Source organism: Variovorax sp. P4_B10 (assembly GCF_056402375.1).
On the sequence record NZ_JBFUHN010000007.1, the window covers coordinates 123,471 to 136,913 of the forward strand.

Genomic DNA, 13,443 nt, shown 5'->3' on the forward strand with positions numbered 1-13,443 from the left:
GCGCTGCAAGCCGTCGCGCCGAATCGCAGAACACCGCGGAACCGGCTTTGCCGGGCCGCTGGTGTTGCCCCCGGTAGGGGGTTGGCGAAGCGACACGAAGTGCGCGCAGCCTGGGGGCGAGCAACATTTTCATGGCCGCACTTGCACTGATCTTCAACGCCTTCGTGTGGGGTGTTTCATGGTTCCCGTTCCGGCATATCGAGAACCACGGGCTGCATCCGGTGTGGACCACCTGCCTGATCTACCTGGCGATCGCCATCGCGATGGGCGTCGTGCGCCGGCATGCGTGGAGGGGCTTCGCGGCGTTTCCGATGCTCGCGGTGCTGGGGCTGGCGGCAGGCTTCACCAACGTGGGCTTCAACTGGGCCGTGACACAGGGCGACGTGGTGCGCGTGGTGCTGCTGTTCTACCTGATGCCGCTGTGGAGCGTGCTGCTGGGCTGGGTGCTGCTGGGCGAGCGCCCCACGGGCGGCGCGCTGGCGCGGGTGGCGCTGGCGCTCACCGGCGTGGTGGTGGTGCTCAAGACGCCGGGCGCCGACTGGCCCGTGCCCTCGAGCCTGCCCGATTGGCTCGGCCTCGCGGCCGGCTTCAGCTTCGCGGTGACCAACATCGCGCTGCGCCACCTGCGGCAGGCACCGGGCGAATCGCGCGCGCTGGCGATGTTCGCCGGCTGTGCCGTCGTGGCGGGCGTCACGGCGATGGGCGGCACCGCGCTCGGCGCCATCGGTTCGCCGATGCAAGCCTCGGCGGGCTGGATCGGCTGGGCCGCGTTGCTGGGCATCGGCTTCGTGTTCGCCAATGTGTGCCTGCAGTACGGCGCGGCGCGGCTCACGGCCAGCGCGACCTCGGTGATCATGCTGTCGGAGGTGCTGTTCGCGAGCGTCTCGTCGGTCGCGCTCGGTGCGGCCGCGATGGACGCGCGCATCCTCGTTGGCGGCGCGCTGATCGTGCTGGGCGCCGTCTGGGCGGCGTTTGCACGAACGCCGGTGCAGGGCGATGATCGTGCTTCTGTGTCCACCTGAGGAACAACCATCATGACCAGCGTCTACGACTTCGAGGCCAACCGGATCGACGGCAAGCCGGTGAAGCTCTCCGCCTTCAAGGGCAAGGTGCTGCTGATCGTCAACACCGCCAGCCAATGCGGTTTCACGCCGCAGTTTGCCGGGCTCGAGGCGCTGCACGAGAAGTACGCCGACCAGGGCCTGGCGGTGCTGGGCTTTCCGTCGAACCAGTTCGGCGCCCAGGACCCGGGCACCAACGAGGAAATCGGCGCCTTCTGCACCAAGAACTACGGCGTGAGCTTTCCGATGATGGAGAAGATCGACGTCAACGGCGGCAACGCCGCGCCGCTCTACCAGTGGCTGACGAAAGAGAAACCGGGGCTGCTGGGCCTCACGGCCATCAAGTGGAACTTCACCAAGTTCCTGATCGGGCGCGACGGCACGGTGCTCAAGCGCTATGCGCCGCTCGACACGCCGGCCTCGATGACGCGCGATGTCGAGGCGGCGCTGGCGGCGGGCTGATCGTCAGAATCGGAAGCTGGCGGTCTTCGAACCGCCGCCCACCGTCACGGTCTGGCTCTTGGTCTCTCCGCCGGGTGCGGTGACATCGATGGTGTAGCGGCCTGCCGGCAGGTCGACCAGGCAAACAGGCCCGCTGGCGCGCCATGCAAGCGCGGCGGCGGTGCCGGCGTCCCCGCCTTTGATGGCGACCTCGACATTGGCCATGTAGGCACCGTCCGCGCGCGCGAACAACAGGGCCAGCGGATGGTCCTTCATGGCGGCACGCATGGCCGTCGATTCGTCCGATCCGATGCCGCCGCAGACATAGCGCGCCTCGCCCGCGCCTTTCCATTGCGGCATGGCGGACTGGGCTTGCGCCGCAAAGGCGCCGACGGCACACGCGCCCGCCAGCAGGATGCGCAGCAGGCTCGCGAACGCAGGGGTGGCAGAAACAGAGGGCATGACGCTTTCTCCTTTGGGGGAATCGGGTCACCGATGGTGCAGCGCAGAATCTCCGCCGCGGGGTCGGACCAGAGCGCGGGTTGCTGTGCGATCAGGCCTTACTTGCCCAGGGCCGCATCCAGCAGTTCCACCCAGTGCCGCACAGGCGTGTCCCCGCTGCCGCTTTGCAGGTGCGTGATGCAGCCGATGTTGGCCGAGGCGATGGTGGTGGGCTGAAGCTGTTTCAGATGCGCCAGCTTGCGGTCGCGCAGCGGGTAGGCCAGCTCGGGCTGCAACACCGAATAGGTGCCGGCCGAGCCGCAGCACAGGTGCGCTTCGTTCATGGCCACGCGCACGTCGAAGCCGAGCGCGCGCAGGTGCGTCTCGACACCGCCGCGCAGCTTCTGGCCGTGCTGCAGCGTGCAGGGCGGGTGGTAGGCGACCACGCCCGCCGGCGCATGCACCCGGGCTTTCAATGCGGGAACGAGGTCGGGCAGCAGCTCGCTCAGGTCGCGCGTCAGTTCGCTGATGCGCGCCGCCTTGGCCGCATAGGCCGGGTCATGCTGGAGGATGTGGCCGTACTCGCGCACGGTGACGCCGCAGCCCGAGGCGTTCATCACGATGGCTTCGACCCCACCTTCGTCAGGATGGCGCGCCACCTGCGGCCACCAGGCATCGATGTTGGCGCGCATCTGCACCTTGCCGCCCTCCTGGTCGTTGAGGTGGAACTTCACGGCGCCGCAGCAGCCGGCCTCCTTCGCGATCACGGCCTCGATGCCGGCCGCGTCGAGCACGCGCGCGGTGGCGCTGTTGATGTTGGGCATCATCGACGGCTGCACGCAGCCCGCGAGCATCAGCACCTTGCGCGCATGGGTGGCGGTAGGCCAGGCGCCGGCCTCCTGCCTGGCGGGGACCTTGGCCTTGAGTGCGTCGGGCAGCAGGCCGCGCACCGACTGGCCGAGTTTCATCGCGGGGCCGAACAGCGGCGACGGCAGCCCTTCCTTCAGCAGCCAGCGCGTGGCCGACTCCACCGCGGGGCGCGGCACCTTCTCGTCGACGATCCTGCGGCCGATGTCGACCAGGTTGCCGTACTGCACGCCGCTCGGGCAGGTGCTTTCGCAGTTGCGGCAGGTCAGGCAGCGGTCGAGGTGCAGCTGCGTGCTGCGCGTGGGCGTCTTGCCTTCGAGCACCTGCTTGATGAGGTAGATGCGTCCGCGCGGACCGTCGAGCTCGTCGCCCAGCAGCTGGTAGGTCGGGCAGGTGGCGGTGCAGAAGCCGCAGTGCACGCACTTGCGCAGGATGGCTTCGGCTTCGCGGCCTTCGTCGGTGTCGCGGAATTCAGGGGCGAGTTCGGTTTGCATCGCGGGTGTCGGTTTCTTGTTATGCGTCGGCGAAGAGGCGGTGCGGATCGAACTCGCGCATCAGCGCGCGATGGATGCGTTCGAGCGGGGCGCTCAGTGCATCGAAACGCGGGGCAACGCTGCGCATGTCGGCCCCGGCAGGCAGCCTGAACAGCGTGGCGTGCCCGCCTGCTGCATGCGCGATGCCGCGGACGCGTGCGGCCTGTTCGGGCGGCGCCTTGTACCAGCGCTGTCCACCGTGCCATTCGATCAGCGGCGCGCTGCCGTCGAGGGCGAACACCGGCGCGGTCTGCGGCACCGACAGGCGCCAGAGCGCATCCGGTCCCTCGGCCGTGGTGGCAAACCACGGCAGCTGCTGATCGCGCAGCGACTGCCACTCGGCGGCGGCACGCGCGTTGTCCTTGCGCTCGCCGCCGAGGTGCGTGCACGCCGCCTCGACGGCAGCGACCGCGCCGCGCAGCCGCAGGCGGAGTGCGCCGGCACCGGCGTACCCGAACCAGCAGCTCGCATTCAGCGGCAGCGGCCGGCCGCCCCATTCGTTGAGCAGGCGCAGCGCATCGGCCTGGCTGCAGGCGAATTCGAGGGTGGCCTCGGCCGGCGCGACGGGCAGCACCTTGAGGCTCACCTCGGCGATCAGGCCCAGCGTGCCGAGCGATCCGGCGAGCACGCGCGAGACGTCGTAGCCCGCCACGTTCTTCATCACCTGGCCGCCGAAGCTCAGCACCTCGCCGCGGCCGTTGACGAGCGTGGTGCCCAGCACGTAGTCGCGCACCGCACCGACACTGGCGCGCGCCGGGCCGCTGAGGCCGGCGGCGACCATGCCGCCCACGGTGCCGGCGCCGCCTTTTTCACCGAAATGCGGTGGCTCGAAGGGCAGGCACTGCCCTTTCTCGGCCAGCGTGGCTTCGAGCTCGGCGAGCGGCGTGCCGGCGCGCACGGTGACGACCAGCTCGCTCGGTTCGTAGCTCGTGATGCCGGTGAGCCCGGTGGTGCTCAGGAGGTCGCCGCGCGGCGTCTCGCCGTGGAAGTCTTTCGTGCCGCCACCGCGGATGCAAAGCGGCGTGGCATCGGCGGCCGCGGCGCGGATGCGCTCGACGATCTGGCTGAGGGCTGGATCCATGGTCGGTTTTCTTGTTGTCGTTCTCAGAAGCGGGGCAGATCGGGGTGCGGCAGTTGGCCGCCGCGCACCACCTGCTTGCCGTATTCGGCGCAGCGCTGCAGCGTGGGAATCGCCTTGCCGGGGTTCAGCAGGCCGGCCGGGTCGAAGGCGCGCTTGACGCCGAACATCTGCTCGTTCTCCGCCGCGGTGAACTGCACGCACATGCTGTTGAGCTTCTCGACGCCCACGCCGTGCTCGCCCGACACCGTGCCGCCCATCGCCACGCTGGTCTCCAGGATGTCGGCGCCGAAGAGCTCGCAGCGGTGCAGCTCGTCGGAGTCGTTGGCATCGAACAGCACCAGCGGATGCAGGTTGCCGTCGCCGGCGTGGAACACGTTGCAGCAGCGCAGGTTGTATTTCTTCTCCATCTCCTGGATCGCGAGCAGGATGTCCGCGAGCCGCTTGCGCGGGATGGTGGAGTCGAGGCACATGTAGTCGGGGCTGATGCGCCCCGACGCCGGAAAGGCGTTCTTGCGGCCGCTCCAGAATTTCATGCGCTCGTCTTCGCTGCTGCTCACCGCGATGGCGGTGGCGCCGGAGGCGCGCAGCACGGCGGTCATGCGGCCGATTTCTTCCTCGACCTCTTCGAGCGTGCCGTCGGATTCGCACAGCAGGATCGCGGCGGCGTCGAGGTCGTAGCCCGCGTGCACGAAGTCCTCGACCGCGGCGGTCATCGGCTTGTCCATCATCTCGAGCCCCGCCGGGATGATGCCGGCCGCGATCACCGCGGCCACCGCGTCGCCGGCTTTGCGCACGTCGTCGAAGCTGGCCATGATGCAGCGCGCGAGCTGCGGCTTGGGCACCAGCTTGACGGTGACCTCGGTGGTCACGGCCAGCATGCCTTCGCTGCCGATCACCAGCGCCAGCAAGTCGAGGCCCGGCGCATCGAGCGCCTCGCCGCCGAATTCGACGGGCTCCCCCTCGGCGGTGAAGCCGCGCACGCGCAGCACGTTGTGCAGCGTCAGGCCGTATTTCAGGCAATGCACCCCGCCCGAGTTCTCGGCCACGTTGCCGCCGATGGTGCAGGCGATCTGGCTCGACGGGTCGGGTGCGTAGTAGAGGTTGAACGGCGCAGCGGCTTCGCTGATGGCCAGGTTGCGCACGCCGCACTGAACCACGGCCGTGCGGCTCGCCGGGTCGATCTCGAGGATGCGGTTGAACTTGGCGAGCGAGAGCGTCACGCCCAGCGCATGCGGCATCGCGCCGCCCGAAAGCCCCGTGCCCGCGCCGCGCGCCACCACCGGCACGCCGAGCTGGTGACAGGTCTTGAGCACGGCGGCAACCTGCGCCTCGGTCTCGGGCAGGGCCACGACCAGCGGCCGCTGCCGGTAGGCGGTGAGGCCGTCGCACTCGTAGGGCGTGGTGTCTTCGGCATGCCAGATCAGGGCATGCGCGGGCAGGTGCGCCTGCAGCGCGCGCACCACTTGCGACTGGCGCTCTGTTTTTTGTAGCGAATCGTGCTGGACGGCGGTGAGCGGCGCATTCATGCGGCAAGGCCTCTTCTTCTCTTCTTCAGGCGGGATGTTGTCTCGTGGTGTACGGCACTCTACGGAAATGCGGCACCCTCGGGTTGAAGCTTTTTTGCGCGCCGCTTGAGAGAACTTTGCCGGCCGGCTCAGCGCAGGCTCTGCACCAGCCAGTCGGCAAAGGCCGCGCATTCCCAGCGCTCCAGCGCGCCGGGCTGCCAGCAGATGGTGTGCCGGTGCGGCGATGGCACGGCCTGCCCGGAGAGTGCCACCAGCCGGCCCGATTCGAACCAGGCGGCGCCCATCTTCTGGCGCACCAGCGCCACCCCGAAGCCGCTCGCCGCCGCGTCGTAGACGAGGCCGAGGTCGTTGAACTGCGAGCCGACATTCGGCTCGGGCTGGTCGATGCCGCAGCTCGCGAACCAGGTGCCCCAGGGTTCGAGCGGGCTGCGGATCAGCCGCGCGCTCGCGATCTCGGCCGCAGTGCGGAAGCCGTCGAACGGGCCGAATTCGTTGAGGTAACTCGGGCTGCAGGCGGGCACCACCTGTTCTTCGAGCAGCAGCCGGTGCTCGCAGTCGGCGTACGCGCCGGTGCCGTAGCGCACTTCGAGGTCGGCCTGCTCGGCCGTCACGTCGAGCAGCGGGATCGACACCTGCAGCACCAGTTCGATGTCCGGGTAGATGTTGCGGAAGAGTTCGAGCCGGGGCATCAGGAACTGGCGGCTGAAGGTCGGCGTGACGGCGATGCGCAGACGCGTCGCGCGCTGCGCCGCATTGCTGCCCGGCGTGGCCTGCAGCGCTGCGAGGCCGGTACGCACGTTTGCGAGGTAGGCCGCGCCGTCGGCCGTCAGGCTGAAGTCGCTGCGGCCGAAGAGCTTGAAGCCCACATGCGACTCGAGCTGCCGGATGCGGTGGCTCACCGCACTGGCCGTCACGCACAACTCGTCCGCCGCGCGGCCCGCGTGCCGCAGCCGCGCCACGGCCTCGAAGGTCAGCAGGCACTGGATGGGCGGGATGTGCTGAAGGGCCATGGGGCTCTACCCTCTGATCTTCTGTTCGGGGCGCGTGCTCTTGTGCTGGCCGATCAACCGCTGCGCTGAGCGATCACGCCCTGAACAAGGTGCCCCACGCACCTCAGATCGAATCGAATCGAAAAGCAAGATTCACCCTAGTCCTCGAAGAAGCTGACAGGCAACCCAGGTGTATCGACACGCATCGAGATCACCGTGCCCGACGCCGGCCGCTGTTCGATCTCTGCGGCGGGCCGGCCCTTGCGGCCGCTGGTGACGAACAGCGTCTTCAGGTCGTCGCCGCCGAAGCAGGGCATGGTCGGACATTGAACGGGGACGGGGATCGAGGCCACGATCTCGCCCGAGGGCGCGAAGCGCAGCAGTTGGGCGCCTTCGAACATCGCGACCCAGTAGTGGCCCGCCGCATCGATGGTGGCGCCGTCGGGGCGGCCCTCGTAGCGCACGGGCGACTCGGGGGTCCAGCCTTCGGGCTTGGTGTCGAACTGGTGGAACACGCGGGCATGCGAAAGCGAGTTGCCCTCGGCGTCCCAGTCCCAGGCGCACACCACGTGCGCGGCGGTGTCGGCCCAGTAGAGGGTGCGGGCATCGGGCGAGAACGCGAGCCCGTTGCCGGTGGTGGACTCGTTGGCCATCTGCGTCAGCGTGGGCGCGATGTCGGTGTCGGGGCGCGCGTCGAAACAGTAGAGCGCGGCGTTGGCGCGGTCTTTCGCCTCGTTGAGCGAACTGCCCCAGAAGCGGCCCAGCGCATCGCACTTGCCGTCGTTGAAGCGCATCGTGCGCACGTCGTGCTCGACGCGCGCCATCGCGACCAGTTCGCCGCCCCATTCGCGCGCCCGGTAGATGCCGTCGCGCAGCGCGATCACGAGGCCGCCGCTGCGGGCCGGCGCCATGCAGCCGGGTTCGGTCGGAAGCGGCCATCGCTCGACCGTCGCCGCGCCGATGTCGCCGCGTGTGCGCAACACGGCACGGCCCGGAATGTCGAGCCAGTAGAGCGAACTTTCTTCAGGGTGCCAGAACGGTGACTCGCCGAGCTCGCAAAGGCTGTCTTCGATGGAGGTCCACATGGTGCGTCGATTGTGCTCCCGGGGCCATCGAAGCGGCGGGCAAAAAAAAGCCCGCTGGCGCCGGAGCGCTCGCGGGCTGAACATCCAAAGGAGACTCTCGCTTGAAAACTCGTTACGAAGATTTGTTCTTGTAAAAAAGGATGGCGATCGTCCGGTTGCAGCGCCACCCGGAGGCGGCGCCGCAGTGGCAGATCAACGGTTGTATGCGGTTTCGCCGTGGGCGGAGATGTCGAGGCCTTCGCGCTCTTCTTCTTCCGACACACGCAGACCGAGGGTGAGGTCGGCGATCTTGAAGGCGATGAACGCAACCACGCCCGACCAGACGATGGTCAGCAGCACGCCCTTCAGCTGGATCCAGACCTGGGCACCGATGCCGTTGGACACGACGCTGGCCGTGACCCAGTCGCCCACGAGGCCGGGGCCGCCGAGTGCCTGGGTGTTGAACACGCCGGTCAGCAGCGCGCCGACGATACCGCCGACACCGTGCACGCCGAACACGTCGAGCGAGTCGTCCGCACCGAGCAGCTTCTTGAGGCCGTTGACGCCCCAGAGGCAGGCGAAGCCGGCGACGAAGCCGATCACGAGGGCGCCCATCAGGCCGACGTTGCCGGCAGCGGGGGTGATGGCCACGAGACCTGCCACGGCGCCCGAAGCGGCACCCAGCATCGAGGCCTTGCCGCGCATCAGCGCTTCACCGATGCACCATGCGAGCACGGCAGCGGCGGTGGCCGAGAAGGTGTTCATGAAGGCGAGCACGGCGCTGGTGCCGGCTTCGAGGGCCGAACCTGCGTTGAAGCCGAACCAGCCGACCCACAGCAGCGATGCGCCGACCATGGTGAGCGTGAGCGAGTGCGGCGTGAAGGATTCCTTGCCGTAGCCGACGCGCTTGCCGATCACGAAGGCACCCACGAGGCCGGCAACGGCTGCGTTGATGTGCACCACGGTGCCGCCTGCGAAGTCGAGCGCGCCCCACTGCCAGATCAGGCCGGCCTTGGCGTTCTGTGCATCCACCACGTTGGCGGCGGTGTAGGCGTCCGGGCCCATCCAGAACCAGACCATGTGCGCGAGCGGCGCATAGCTGAAGGTGAACCAGATCACCATGAACAGCAGCACGGCCGAGAACTTGGCGCGCTCGGCGAAGGCACCGACGATCAGGCAGCAGGTGATGCCGGCGAAGGTGGCCTGGAAGGCGGCGAACAGCAGCTCGGGGATGTAGACGCCCTTGCTGAAGGTGGCGCCGGGTGCGAACACGCCGGTGGCCGGATCGAAGATCCCCTTCATGAAGAGCCGGTCGAATCCGCCGAAGAAGGCGTTCCCCTCGGTGAACGCGAGGCTGTAGCCGTAGATGAGCCACAGCACCACGATCAGCGAGAAGGTGACCATCACCTGCATCAGCACCGACAGCATGTTCTTGCTGCGCACGAGGCCGCCGTAGAACAGGGCCAGGCCGGGGATGGTCATCATGATGACGAGCAGCGTGGACAGCATCATCCAGCTGGTGTCGCCCTTGTTGAAGGACGGCGCGGGGGCTGCTGCGGCAGGTGCAGCTTCAGCCGCAGCAGGTGCGGCTGCTGCGGGTGCCGCTGCAGCGGGAGCGGCCGCAGGGGCTGGCGCGGCGGCAGCCGGCGCCGATGCGGCCGGTGCTTCCGCGGGGGCCGCGGGTGTCTGGGCGAAGCCGGACGTGCCGGCGGCGAGAACGCTCAAGCCGAGCGCAAGAGAGACAAGCAGTTTTTTCATAGTCGTTGTTCTTTCGGGCCAGACTCGATCAGAGGGCTTCGCGGCCCGTTTCGCCAGTGCGGATGCGTACGACCTGTTCGAGGTTGTAGACAAAGATCTTTCCGTCGCCGATCTTGCCGGTGCGGGCAGCACCTTCGACGGCTTCGATCACGCGATCGACGAGGTCGTCGGAGACGGCCGCCTCGATCTTGACCTTGGGCAGGAAGTCGACCACGTACTCCGCGCCGCGGTAGAGCTCGGTGTGGCCCTTCTGGCGGCCGAAACCCTTGACCTCCGTGACGGTGATCCCCTGCACGCCGATCGCCGACAGTGCTTCACGCACCTCGTCGAGCTTGAACGGTTTGATGATGGCTGTGACCAGCTTCATGAGCTTCTCCTTTGGATGGAAATGAAATGGTGCGGCAACTTGGGCCGCACCTCGTTGTTTTATTTACAGCGTCTTCGTCAGCGTGAGGATGAAGCGCGCCTTGTTCGGCGAGTAGGTCGTCTGGCCGAAGGTGCCGAAGCCGAAGTCGTAGCCCGGGTTGGCCACGGCCACGTACGAGCTCTTCTTGTTGGCGCCCTGCACCGAACCGGTGAGCGACAGGCCGTTGCCGAAGTCGTACGAGGCGCCCACGTTGTAGTCGACGTAGCTCTTGTAGCCCAGGCTGCGGATGTCGCTGGACATGTGGGTGTAGCCCACGGCTGCTTTCAGCGTGACCTTGGGCACGATTTCCTTGCTGTACGACAGGTTCAGGTAGCCGGTGTTGCGGCCCTTCAGGCCCGAGCCGGCCTTGTTGCCTGCGTAGCCGAAGTAGTCCTTGGAGACAGTGTGCGAATACTTGGCGGTGAACGAGCCGAGGCTTTCGTTGGCGTAGGTGGTGGCCGCGTAGAGCTCGGTGGTGTTGCCCGCGGAGTTGCCCGGGTAGATGTAGGCGAGCGCGCCCACGTCCATGTCGAGCGGGCCGGCCTTGAACTTGTAGCCGCCGTAGATGTCGCTCTCGATGCTGTTGCCCTTGAGCCAGTTGACGCTGGAGTTCCAGTTGCCGACGTAGAAGCCGCTCTCGCCGAAGGCGTAGTCGAARCCGCCCTGGATGGCGGGCTTGAAGCCCTTGGTCTTGGCGTAGTCGTTGCGACCGATCATGTCCTGGTCCTGGCCGCGGAACTTGTAGTTGCTGGTCAGGGACACATTGCCGGTCAGGAGCGGTGCGGGTGCAGGAGCGGCCGCTGCGGCGTCCGTCGTTGCGGTCTGCGCCAGGGCGGTGCCCGACGTGGTCAATGCAGCGGCCAGAACGATCAGGGCCTGGACGGCGGAACGATGCGTCATCGGGAAACTCCTCGCAAGTTGTGTTGTGGAACCTGGAGACCCTCAAAGCAGGGAGCGTGCCAAACTGCACAGATGTCGCCTCTCCAAGAGGGCAGGCGCGGCCGGCGATGAGCGCCAATTCGTTACAAGGAATGTTTCGATCGGTTGCGGGCACCAGCATGCCGCACCGCCATGGGCCAGAAAAAGATGAACGCACCATCTTGGGGAGAGGAAGAAAAATGAGTCTGTCTTTGGTGCAAAGCCGCGCTTTGCTGGGGCTGGAAGCGGCCAGTGTCACGGTCGAGGTGCATCTGGCGAACGGCTTGCCCAGCTTCACGCTCGTCGGTCTGGTGGAGACCGAGGTGAAGGAAGCACGCGAGCGCGTGCGCTCGGCGATCCAGAACGCCGGGCTCGAATTCCCGAGCAACAAGAAGATCGTCGTCAACCTGGCGCCCGCCGACCTGCCGAAGGATTCCGGCCGCTTCGACCTGCCGATTGCGCTCGGCATCCTTGCGGCCAGCGGGCAGATCGAAGGGGCCCGGCTGGCCGGGCACGAGTTCGCCGGCGAACTGTCTCTTTCGGGCGAACTGCGGCCTGTACGAGGCGCGCTCGCCATGGCGCTGGCCCTGCACACGGGCCGCGTCGCGACCCGGCTGGTGCTGCCCATGGACAGTGCGCAGGAGGCGGCGCTGGTGCCCGGCGGCGAGGTGTACGGCGCCAGGCACCTGCTCGATGTGGTGCGGCAATTCGTCGCCGAGGGCGATGCGGCACTGTCCGAACCGCCGGGCGACGGCTGGGCGCGCGTCCATGCCGCACCAGGAACGACCACGCCGCCGTATGCCGACCTGGCCGAGGTCAAGGGACATGCCGGCGCCAAGCGCGCGCTCGAGATCGCCGCGGCCGGCGGCCACAGTCTCCTGATGGTGGGCGAGCCGGGCTCGGGCAAGTCGATGCTCGCGCAGCGCTTTGCCGGCCTGCTGCCGGCGATGAGCATCGACGAAGCGCTGGAAAGCGCCGCCGTGGCCAGCCTGGGCGGGCGCTTCGCAACCGAACGATGGATGCGCAGGCCGACATCGGCGCCGCACCATACCTCCAGCGCGGTGGCGCTCGTGGGCGGCGGCTCGCCACCGCGGCCGGGTGAAATCTCCAGGGCGCACCACGGCGTTCTCTTCCTCGACGAATTCCCGGAGTTCGCGCGCTCCGCCCTGGAAGCGCTGCGCGAGCCCCTCGAGACCGGCACCATCACGATCGCCCGCGCCGCGCGGTGCGCGGAATTCCCCGCGCGCTTCCAGCTGATCGCCGCAATGAATCCTTGCCCTTGCGGCTACCTGGGGTCGGCGCTGAAAACCTGCCGCTGCACGCCGGACCAGGTTGCGCGCTACCAGGGCAAGCTCAGCGGCCCGCTGCTGGACCGCATCGACCTGCACATCGAGGTGCCCGCTGTTTCGGCGCAGCAGCTGCTCGATGCGCCGGCGGGCGAATCGACCGGCAGCATCCGCAGCCGCGTGATGGCGGCACGCGAGCGCGCCATGCAGCGCCAGGGGCACCCCAACCAGGCGTTGCAGGGCAGCGCCATCGACCGGCATGCCGGACTGGACGCCACGGCACGCAAGTTCATCTACGACGCCGCCGCCAAGCTCGGCTGGTCGGCGCGCAGCACGCACCGTGCATTGAAAGTGGCACGCACGATCGCCGATCTGGCCTCGGCGGACGCCGTGCAGGCCGCGCACGTGGCGGAAGCCGTGCAGTACCGCAGGGGACTGCACGGCATCGCGTGACCGACGCGGCGCCTGTTGCCCGTTACTTGAACTCGTGACTCACCACGGGGGCTGACTTGCTGTCCTGCACCGCCACGCGCTGTCGGTACACCTCGAGGTCGCCGTTGCGCACCTCGATGTTGTAGATGCCCGGACGCAGCGAGAGCGACTTGAGCGGCGGGCTCACGCCGCGGTCCGCGCCGTCGACGAGCACCTGGCCCCACGGCCGGATGTTGAACTGCACGCGGCCCATGCCCGGTGCGGCAGCGGGCGCCGCCATGCCACCGGCCACCACGGTCGGCACGTTGGCGGGCGCCGCCGTGCCGGGCCCGACGGCGACCGTTGGCGACGACCGGTTCAGCTCGGTGAGGGCGTTGCGCGCCTCCCGCGCATGGGGACCGCGCCGGTAGCGGCGCAGGTAGGCCTCATAGCCTTCGCGCGTGTTCTCGGCCTGGGCCAGGTTCCAGTCTTCGACCTCGCTGGTCGCCAGCGCGGCTTCGGGTGAGGTCGCGGGTGCCGCAGGCGTGTTGTTGTTGACCGGCACGTTCTCGAGCGGTGTCAGCGATCCTCCGGCCGGTGCGCTGGCAGGCGCGGCGGGCGGCGTGGCGCCACCGGCGACCACCGTGCCGTCGGTCACCGG

12 protein-coding genes and 1 pseudogene are annotated in these 13,443 nt (G+C 68.3%); 3 read left to right on the plus strand and 10 right to left on the minus strand.

What is annotated here, in order from left to right; genetic code table 11:
- The first annotated feature begins 131 nt into the window (after nucleotides 1–131).
- Together AC1DXX_RS05965 and AC1DXX_RS05970 are read left to right on the plus strand one after the other, a co-directional pair.
- Nucleotides 132–1,022 (plus strand): DMT family transporter, encoded by an 891-nt coding sequence (locus AC1DXX_RS05965; RefSeq protein WP_478133249.1) that lies wholly within the window; start codon nucleotides 132–134, stop codon nucleotides 1,020–1,022.
- 12 nt (nucleotides 1,023–1,034) lie between these two features.
- On the plus strand, nucleotides 1,035–1,523 hold the full coding sequence (locus tag AC1DXX_RS05970) for a glutathione peroxidase (RefSeq protein WP_478133250.1): 489 nt from the start codon (nucleotides 1,035–1,037) through the stop codon (nucleotides 1,521–1,523).
- 3 nt (nucleotides 1,524–1,526) lie between these two features.
- On the opposite strand, the gene AC1DXX_RS05975 is transcribed toward AC1DXX_RS05970, so the two are convergent.
- The 9 genes from AC1DXX_RS05975 to AC1DXX_RS06015 form a co-directional block, all read right to left on the minus strand.
- Nucleotides 1,527–1,964: a carboxypeptidase-like regulatory domain-containing protein gene (locus AC1DXX_RS05975; protein WP_478133251.1), complete on the minus strand. Its 438-nt coding sequence runs from the start codon at nucleotides 1,962–1,964 to the stop codon at nucleotides 1,527–1,529.
- Nucleotides 1,965–2,062: 98 nt separating this feature from the next.
- A complete protein-coding gene (gene glcF, locus AC1DXX_RS05980; RefSeq protein ID WP_478133252.1) occupies nucleotides 2,063–3,304 on the minus strand; it encodes a glycolate oxidase subunit GlcF in 1,242 nt (413 codons plus the stop codon).
- Between the two features lie 19 nt (nucleotides 3,305–3,323).
- Nucleotides 3,324–4,424 carry a glycolate oxidase subunit GlcE gene (glcE, locus tag AC1DXX_RS05985; RefSeq protein ID WP_478133253.1) on the minus strand — a complete coding sequence of 367 codons (1,101 nt, stop codon included), beginning with the start codon at nucleotides 4,422–4,424 and terminating at the stop codon, nucleotides 3,324–3,326.
- A gap of 23 nt (nucleotides 4,425–4,447) precedes the next feature.
- Nucleotides 4,448–5,950, minus strand: coding sequence for an FAD-linked oxidase C-terminal domain-containing protein (locus tag AC1DXX_RS05990; protein ID WP_478133254.1), 1,503 nt, complete (start codon nucleotides 5,948–5,950; stop codon nucleotides 4,448–4,450).
- Nucleotides 5,951–6,078: 128 nt separating this feature from the next.
- Nucleotides 6,079–6,960, minus strand: a complete 882-nt coding sequence (locus tag AC1DXX_RS05995) for a LysR substrate-binding domain-containing protein (RefSeq protein ID WP_478133255.1) — start codon at nucleotides 6,958–6,960, stop codon at nucleotides 6,079–6,081.
- 137 nt (nucleotides 6,961–7,097) lie between these two features.
- A complete protein-coding gene (locus AC1DXX_RS06000; RefSeq protein WP_478133256.1) occupies nucleotides 7,098–8,024 on the minus strand; it encodes an SMP-30/gluconolactonase/LRE family protein in 927 nt (308 codons plus the stop codon).
- Between the two features lie 192 nt (nucleotides 8,025–8,216).
- Complete coding sequence (locus AC1DXX_RS06005) at nucleotides 8,217–9,761, minus strand: ammonium transporter (RefSeq protein ID WP_478133257.1); 1,545 nt, start codon at nucleotides 9,759–9,761, stop codon at nucleotides 8,217–8,219.
- A gap of 28 nt (nucleotides 9,762–9,789) precedes the next feature.
- Nucleotides 9,790–10,128: a P-II family nitrogen regulator gene (gene glnK / locus AC1DXX_RS06010; RefSeq protein ID WP_007833403.1), complete on the minus strand. Its 339-nt coding sequence runs from the start codon at nucleotides 10,126–10,128 to the stop codon at nucleotides 9,790–9,792.
- A gap of 63 nt (nucleotides 10,129–10,191) precedes the next feature.
- Complete coding sequence (locus tag AC1DXX_RS06015) at nucleotides 10,192–11,067, minus strand: TorF family putative porin (protein ID WP_478133258.1); 876 nt, start codon at nucleotides 11,065–11,067, stop codon at nucleotides 10,192–10,194.
- 218 nt (nucleotides 11,068–11,285) lie between these two features.
- On the opposite strand from AC1DXX_RS06015, the gene AC1DXX_RS06020 reads away from it, so the two are divergent.
- Nucleotides 11,286–12,824: a YifB family Mg chelatase-like AAA ATPase gene (locus AC1DXX_RS06020; protein ID WP_478133259.1), complete on the plus strand. Its 1,539-nt coding sequence runs from the start codon at nucleotides 11,286–11,288 to the stop codon at nucleotides 12,822–12,824.
- Nucleotides 12,825–12,846: 22 nt separating this feature from the next.
- Here AC1DXX_RS06020 and AC1DXX_RS06025 read toward each other — a convergent pair.
- A pseudogene (locus AC1DXX_RS06025) lies at nucleotides 12,847–13,443 on the minus strand (serine/threonine protein kinase); the annotation flags it as partial.

Excerpts from the sequence above, each read along its gene's own strand:
- glcF (WP_478133252.1), bottom strand. The coding sequence starts at position 3,304 with ATGCAAACCGAACTCGCCCCTGAATTCCGCGACACCGACGAAGGCCGC.
- AC1DXX_RS06000 (WP_478133256.1), bottom strand. The coding sequence starts at position 8,024 with ATGTGGACCTCCATCGAAGACAGCCTTTGCGAGCTCGGCGAGTCACCG.
- AC1DXX_RS05970 (WP_478133250.1), top strand. The coding sequence starts at position 1,035 with ATGACCAGCGTCTACGACTTCGAGGCCAACCGGATCGACGGCAAGCCG.
- glnK (WP_007833403.1), bottom strand. The coding sequence starts at position 10,128 with ATGAAGCTGGTCACAGCCATCATCAAACCGTTCAAGCTCGACGAGGTG.
- AC1DXX_RS06005 (WP_478133257.1), bottom strand. The coding sequence starts at position 9,761 with ATGAAAAAACTGCTTGTCTCTCTTGCGCTCGGCTTGAGCGTTCTCGCC.
- AC1DXX_RS05965 (WP_478133249.1), top strand. The coding sequence starts at position 132 with ATGGCCGCACTTGCACTGATCTTCAACGCCTTCGTGTGGGGTGTTTCA.
- AC1DXX_RS06020 (WP_478133259.1), top strand. The coding sequence starts at position 11,286 with ATGAGTCTGTCTTTGGTGCAAAGCCGCGCTTTGCTGGGGCTGGAAGCG.
- AC1DXX_RS05995 (WP_478133255.1), bottom strand. The coding sequence starts at position 6,960 with ATGGCCCTTCAGCACATCCCGCCCATCCAGTGCCTGCTGACCTTCGAG.
- AC1DXX_RS05990 (WP_478133254.1), bottom strand. The coding sequence starts at position 5,950 with ATGAATGCGCCGCTCACCGCCGTCCAGCACGATTCGCTACAAAAAACA.
- glcE (WP_478133253.1), bottom strand. The coding sequence starts at position 4,424 with ATGGATCCAGCCCTCAGCCAGATCGTCGAGCGCATCCGCGCCGCGGCC.
- AC1DXX_RS05975 (WP_478133251.1), bottom strand. The coding sequence starts at position 1,964 with ATGCCCTCTGTTTCTGCCACCCCTGCGTTCGCGAGCCTGCTGCGCATC.